Origin of the sequence: Kitasatospora sp. NPDC059599 (assembly GCF_042735125.1) — a bacterium.
In the GTDB taxonomy this organism is placed as follows: domain Bacteria; phylum Actinomycetota; class Actinomycetes; order Streptomycetales; family Streptomycetaceae; genus Kitasatospora.
Window position 1 is genome coordinate 1 of record NZ_JBHWCL010000050.1, and the last position, 6,258, is coordinate 6,258.

Genomic DNA, 6,258 nt, shown 5'->3' on the forward strand with positions numbered 1-6,258 from the left:
CACCCGGCCCTCATTCGGCCCGGCCCTGCCCCGCCCCCCCCGGGGGCGCGGGGCCGGCGGCCCCCCCCCCCCCCGGCGGGCCGGCCCGGGGGCCCCCGGCCGGCCCCCGCCCGGTGGGGGGGGGGGGGCGGCACACCCCGCGGGCGCCCGGGGCTCCCCGCCGGGGCCCGCCTTCTCGCGGTGCGCTTAGCTGAACGAGTCGCCGCAGGCGCAGGAGCCGGTGGCGTTCGGGTTGTCGATCGTGAAGCCCTGCTTCTCGATGGTGTCGACGAAGTCGACGGTGGCGCCGCCCAGGTACGGGGCGCTCATCCGGTCGGTGACGACCTTCACACCGTCGAAGTCCTTGAGCACGTCGCCGTCGAGCGAGCGCTCGTCGAAGAACAGCTGGTAACGCAGGCCGGAGCAGCCGCCGGGCTGGACGGCGACGCGCAGCGCGAGGTCCTCGCGGCCTTCCTGCTCCAGCAGGGCCTTGACCTTGGCCGCGGCGGCATCGGTAAGGAGGATGCCACTCTCGACGGTGGTCTCGTCCTGGACGGTCATCTGCTTTCTCCCGGTCTTTGACGACGGTCTACCGCCAGTGCCAACCACCGGCTGTCCGGATTCATTTCCCGGGCGGCGGTGGATTTCTGCGGCCTGTCGTGCGGTGGATTTCCGTGGGCCGGGCGTACCACCCGTGTCCCCTACGCTCCCCATGCTCGCACAACCCCGGAGGACCGGTCACCGCCCGAGCCGTGGATCCGGGTGAACCGGCCCCGCCGCGGCCGGTCGGACGCGAGGATGGTGGGCATGATCCTTCGCCCGGTCAGGGACACCGCCGCGGACGCGGAGGCGGTCCAGGAGCTGTCCGCCGCCGCGTTCGCCGACCCCGCGGGGGCCGGGCCGGCGCCGGGGCCGACCCCGCTGCAGCTGGCCAGGACCAGGCACCTGGCGCGCACCGATCCCGGGGGCTGCTGGCTGGCCTCGGTCGACGGGGAGCCGGTCGGCGTGGTGCTCTCGATGCGCCGGGAGGGCCTGTGGACGCCGTCCCTGTACGCGGTGCGGCCGTCCGCGCAGGGCAAGGGCGTCGGGCGGCTGCTGCTGGAGCGGGCGGCGACGCACGCGCGGGGCTGTCTGCGCGGGATGGTCTGCGCGTCGGACTCCGCCGCGGCGGCGCGCCGCTACCGGTTGGCCGGGTTCACCCTGCACCCGGCGATGCGGCTGTCCGGGCGGGTGGACCGGAGCGGGCTGATCGACCCCGGGGACATCCCGGTGCACCGCGGCAACGCCACCCACCTGCACCTGCTGGACTCGGTGGACCGGCGGCTGCGCGGGTCGGCGCACGGGCCCGACCACGAGCTGATGCTGGGCCACTTCGAGGAGCTGCTGGTCGCCGACGCGCTGGCCGGCAGCGGCTACTGCTACCGGGACGGCGGCACGGTGCGGCTGCTGGCGGCCACCAGCAAGCGGATCGCCGCCCGGCTGCTGCGCGAGGCGCTGGCCCGGGTGCCGGACGGCGTCGGGGCGCGGGTGGACTTCCTGACCGCCGAGCAGGAGTGGGCGCTGGACGTCGGGCTGGAGGTCGGCCTGACGCCGGTGGCGGGCGGCTTCGTCGGGGTGCGCGGGATGCGTCCGCCGGCGCCGTACCTGCCGAGCGGGGCGTTCCTGTAGGCCCGCCGACGCGTACGGCCCCACCGGGGGCCGGTGGGGCCGTACGCGTGGAGCCCTGATCAGGCCATGGTGTCCAGGATCTCCCGGACCATCTCCATGGTGGTGCCCGGGTGCAGGAAGGCGAAGCGGGCGACCGTCTCGCCGTCCCAGCCGGTGGGGGTGACGAAGCCGATCTGGTCCGCGAGCAGCTGCTGCGACCAGCGGTAGTAGTCGTCGTTGGTCCAGCCCGTGCGCTTGAAGCAGACCGCCGAGAGCTGCGGGTCGAACAGCAGCTCCAGGTGGTCGCTCTCGCGGATCAGCTGCGCGGTGTCCCGGGCGAGCGTGAGGCCGGCCTCGATGGCGTCGGTGTAGGCCTGGACGCCGTGCACGGCCAGCGAGAACCAGAGCGGCAGGCCGCGGGCGCGCCGGGTCAGGTGGTAGGCGTAGTCGGTGGGGTTCCACTCGTCGCCCTCGGTGTGCAGGACGTCCAGGTACGAGGCGTCCTGGGTGTGCACGGCGCGGGCGAGCTGCGGGTTGCGGTAGATCAGCGCCGCGCAGTCGAAGGGGGCGAACAGCCACTTGTGCGGGTCGACCACGAAGGAGTCGGCGTGCTCGATGCCGTTGTAGCGCTCGCGCACCGAGGGGGCGAAGAGGCCCGCGCCGCCGTAGGCGCCGTCCACGTGGAACCACAGGTCGCGCTCGCGGGCGACCTCGGCCAGGCCCGCGAGGTCGTCGACGATGCCCTCGTTGGTGGTGCCGCCGGTGCCGACGACCGCGATCACCGTCTCCGGGTTCGGGTCGGCGGCCAGCGCGGCGCGCAGCGCCTCACCGGTGAACCGCCGGTTCACGGTCGGGACCTTGAAGGCCTCGACGCCGATGATGTTGAAGGTGTTCTTGACCGAGGAGTGCACCTGGTCGGCGACGGCTATCCGCAGCCGCGCCTCCGGGCCGACGCCGAGGCGACGGCGGGCGGTGTCGCGGGCGACGACGAGGGCGGAGAGGTTGCCCGCCGAACCGCCGGAGACGAAGGTGCCGCCGGCCGTCCCGGGCATGCCCGCGCGGTCGGCGATCAGGCGCAGGACCTGGTTCTCGGCGGCGATCGCGCCGGCCGCCTCCAGCCAGGAGATGCCCTGCAGCGAGGCGCAGGAGACCACCATGTCGAACAGCAGCGCGGCCTTGGTCGGAGCGCACGGGATGAAGGACAGGTAGCGCGGGCTGTCGGCGGAGATGACCGCGCGGGACAGCTCGTGGTCGTAGAGCTTGAGCACGTCGGCCGGGTTGTTGCCGTCCTGGTTCAACAGGCCGGCCAGCTGGGCGCGCAGGTGCTCGCCGTCACCGGGGTGGTCGAGCGGGACGGGGTCGTACTGCAGCCGCTCCCGCATGTAGTCGAAAACCAGGTCGACCAGTTCGTTGTCGGGCCGGTGCATGCGGTCGGGGGCTGCGGACACGGCGGGTCCCTCTCGGCTGTGGGGTGTCGGGGGGTGAGGATCCGGCCCGGTCGGCGGGGGTCTTCACCGCGACGACCGGACGTGATCAGCGTAGGCAGCCGGAGTGCCTCGCCGCGCGTCGGAACGCGGCTGGTCAGGCAGGTTTCGAGCGTCTTCGGGGCGGTCCGCGCAGGATTCCTGCGTACCCCCCGGGCGTCAGCCGATCAGCTGGGAGAGGACGACCGAGGAGCGGCTGCGCTGGACCCCGGGCTCGCGCCGGATCCGCTCGATGACGGCCTCCAGGTGGCGCATGTCGGCCGCTCGCAGGTGGACCAGGGCGTCCGGGTCGCCGGTGACCGTCCAGGCCGCGATGACCTCGGGGAACTGGCGCAGGCTGGCGAGGATCTCCTCGGGGGCGGTGCGCTCGCGGCAGTAGACCTCGACGAACGCCTCGGTCTGCCAGCCGAGGACGGCGGGGTCGAGCACCACGGTGAAGCCCCGCACCACGCCGCGCGCCCGGAGCCGGTCGATCCGGCGGCGCACGGCGGTGGCGGAGAGGTTCACCTGCACGCCGATCTCGGCGTACGAGGCGCGGCCGTCGCTGCCGAGCCGGGCGAGCAGGAGCCGGTCGGTCTCGTCCAGGTCGGCCCCGACCACCTCGTTCGCTCGGCTGCTGGTCATCGGTGCGGGGCTCCACGGGTCGTGCGGGGGTTCGGCTGCGCGTCGCGGCGGCGGCGGTCTCTTCCGGAGCGGTCTGCCGAAACGGTTCGCCACCCATTCTGGCGGATGACCTGGACGAGTTCACCGCCGACGGACGACGGGCAGGAGGCCGTCACTCCACCAGGAGGACGATCTTGCCCCGGGTGCGGCCCTCCGCACTGAGCGCCTGGGCGGAGGCGGCCTGGGCCAGCGGGAAGGTGGAGGCGACGGTCACGGTCAGCCGGCCGTCGTCGGCGAGCGCGGCCAGCTCGGCCAGGCCGTCGGCGTCCGGTCGGACCCAGACGTACCGGCCGCCGAGGGCCTTGACCCCGAAGTCCGCGACCGAGGCGATCCGGCCCGGGTCGGCCACCAGGCCCGCCGAGACCCGGACCGCGCCGCGGCCGACCAGGTCCAGGGCCGCGTCCACCCCGTCCGGGGCGAGCGCGCGGACCCGGTCGGCCAGGCCGTCGCCGTAGCGGACCGGCTCCGCGCCCAGACCGCGCAGGTAGTCGTGGTTGTGCTCGGCCGCGGTGCCGATCACCCGGGCGCCGCGGGCCCGGGCCAGCTGCACCGCCAGGTGGCCGACCCCGCCGGCCGCGGCGTGCACCAGGACGGTCTCGCCCTCGGTGAGCCGCAGCGCCCTGAGGCCCTGCAGCGCGGTGAGCCCGGCCAGCGGCAGGCCGCCGGCCTGCGCCCAGTCCAGCGCGGCCGGTTTGCGGGCGAGGGTGCGGACCGGGGCGGAGAGCAGCTCGGCGTAGGTGCCGTGCTCGACGGCGTCCTTGCGGACGTATCCGTAGACCTCGTCGCCCGGGGCGAACTCGGTGACCCCGCCGCCGACCGCGCGGACCACGCCGGCCGCGTCCCAGCCCATGACCAGCGGGAAGTGCGCGTCCAGCAGGCCGTCCAGGGCGCCGTCCCGGACCTTCCAGTCCACCGGGTTCACCCCGGCCGCCCGGACCTCCACCAGGACCGAGTCCGGCCCGACCTTGGGGTCGGGCAGGTCGGTGTACTCGACCACCTCGGGGCCGCCGTAGCGATTGATCGCGATTGCTTTCATGGCTCAGCCATACCCGGGGGCTTGGAAGTATCGATTCGGCCACGCCAGGAAGCATCCGATCCGGCGAGCGGTTCTCGTCACATCGACAGGATGGCCATCGTCACGCCGACGCCAACCGGTTATCATAGATAGCGTCAGTTAGACGAAAAGGCTTCACCGCTCGATCGGCCGCACAGAAGGGCACCCGCCCGTGACCACCACCATCACCGAGACCTCCGGCGTCGACCCCACTCCGACGCCGCTCGCTCTGCTGCTGCTCGGCCGCGAGGCCGACCCGAACAGCGAGCGCGGCGTCGAGTGCCCCGGTGACCTCCCCCCGGCCTCCGACCCGAACCTCGTCGAGCGCGCCCGGGCGGCCAAGGCCGCTCTCGGCGACCGCGTGTTCATCCTCGGACACCACTACCAGCGCGACGAGGTGATCGAGTTCGCCGACGTCACCGGCGACTCCTTCAAGCTCGCCCGCGACGCGGCGGCCCGCCCCGAGGCCGAGTACATCGTCTTCTGCGGCGTGCACTTCATGGCCGAGTCCGCGGACATCCTCACCACCGAGGCCCAGCAGGTCGTCCTGCCGGACCTCGCGGCCGGCTGCTCGATGGCCGACATGGCCACCGCCGAGCAGGTCGCCGAGTGCTGGGACGTGCTGACCGACGCCGGCATAGCCGACGTGACCGTCCCGGTCTCGTACATGAACTCCTCCGCCGACATCAAGGCCTTCACCGGCCGGCACGGCGGCACCATCTGCACCTCCTCCAACGCCAAGCGCGCGCTGGAGTGGGCGTACGAGCAGGGCGAGAAGGTGCTCTTCCTGCCCGACCAGCACCTCGGCCGCAACACCGCGGTGCGCGAGATGGGCTTCTCGCTGGACGACTGCGTCCTGTACAACCCGCACAAGCCGAACGGCGGCCTGACCGTCGAGCAGCTGCGCGACGCGAAGATGATCCTGTGGCGCGGCCACTGCTCGGTGCACGGCCGGTTCAGCGTGGAGTCGGTGAACGACGTCCGCGAGCGGATCCCCGGCGTGACCGTGCTGGTGCACCCCGAGTGCAAGCACGAGGTCGTCGCGGCCGCCGACATGGTGGGCTCGACCGAGTACATCATCAAGGCGCTGGACGCCGCCGAGCCCGGCTCCAAGTGGGCCATCGGCACCGAGCTGAACCTGGTCCGCCGCCTGGCCAAGGCGCACCCGGACAAGGAGATCGTCTTCCTGGACCGCACGGTCTGCTTCTGCTCGACCATGAACCGGATCGACCTGCCGCACCTGGTGTGGGCGCTGGAGTCGCTGGTCGAGGGGCGGGTGCCGAACGTGATCAGCGTCGACCCGGAGACCGAGAAGCACGCCAAGGCGGCGCTGGACCGGATGCTGGCCCTGCCGTAGAGCCGGCACGAGCGACACGCGAAAGGGCGGGGGGACACCCCCTGCAGCGGGGCCCCCACCCGGACATATAACAA

The 6,258-nt window shown here is 73.3% G+C and carries 6 protein-coding genes; 2 read left to right on the top strand and 4 right to left on the bottom strand.

Annotated features, from left to right (window positions below; translation table 11 throughout):
• Positions 1 to 186 precede the first annotated feature (186 nt).
• On the bottom strand, positions 187 to 540 hold the full coding sequence (gene erpA, locus ACFV04_RS18995) for an iron-sulfur cluster insertion protein ErpA (protein WP_189915188.1): 354 nt from the start codon (positions 538 to 540) through the stop codon (positions 187 to 189).
• 201 nt (positions 541 to 741) lie between these two features.
• Between erpA and ACFV04_RS19000 the strand changes: the two genes are divergently transcribed.
• Positions 742 to 1,647, top strand: a complete 906-nt coding sequence (locus ACFV04_RS19000) for a GNAT family N-acetyltransferase (protein WP_380342836.1) — start codon at positions 742 to 744, stop codon at positions 1,645 to 1,647.
• Between the two features lie 59 nt (positions 1,648 to 1,706).
• Here the strand turns inward: ACFV04_RS19000 and ACFV04_RS19005 are convergent, their stop codons facing one another.
• The 3 genes from ACFV04_RS19005 to ACFV04_RS19015 all read right to left on the bottom strand — a co-directional run bounded on the left by ACFV04_RS19005 (position 1,707) and on the right by ACFV04_RS19015 (position 4,809).
• On the bottom strand, positions 1,707 to 3,074 hold the full coding sequence (locus tag ACFV04_RS19005; protein ID WP_380342833.1) for a pyridoxal phosphate-dependent decarboxylase family protein: 1,368 nt from the start codon (positions 3,072 to 3,074) through the stop codon (positions 1,707 to 1,709).
• Between the two features lie 195 nt (positions 3,075 to 3,269).
• Positions 3,270 to 3,734: an Lrp/AsnC family transcriptional regulator gene (locus tag ACFV04_RS19010; RefSeq protein WP_380342831.1), complete on the bottom strand. Its 465-nt coding sequence runs from the start codon at positions 3,732 to 3,734 to the stop codon at positions 3,270 to 3,272.
• 151 nt (positions 3,735 to 3,885) lie between these two features.
• Positions 3,886 to 4,809 carry an NADP-dependent oxidoreductase gene (locus ACFV04_RS19015; RefSeq protein WP_360262121.1) on the bottom strand — a complete coding sequence of 308 codons (924 nt, stop codon included), beginning with the start codon at positions 4,807 to 4,809 and terminating at the stop codon, positions 3,886 to 3,888.
• Between the two features lie 190 nt (positions 4,810 to 4,999).
• Here ACFV04_RS19015 and nadA point away from each other — a divergent pair, with 190 nt between their 5' ends.
• Positions 5,000 to 6,184 (top strand): quinolinate synthase NadA, encoded by a 1,185-nt coding sequence (nadA, locus tag ACFV04_RS19020; protein WP_360262120.1) that lies wholly within the window; start codon positions 5,000 to 5,002, stop codon positions 6,182 to 6,184.
• Positions 6,185 to 6,258: the final 74 nt, after the last annotated feature.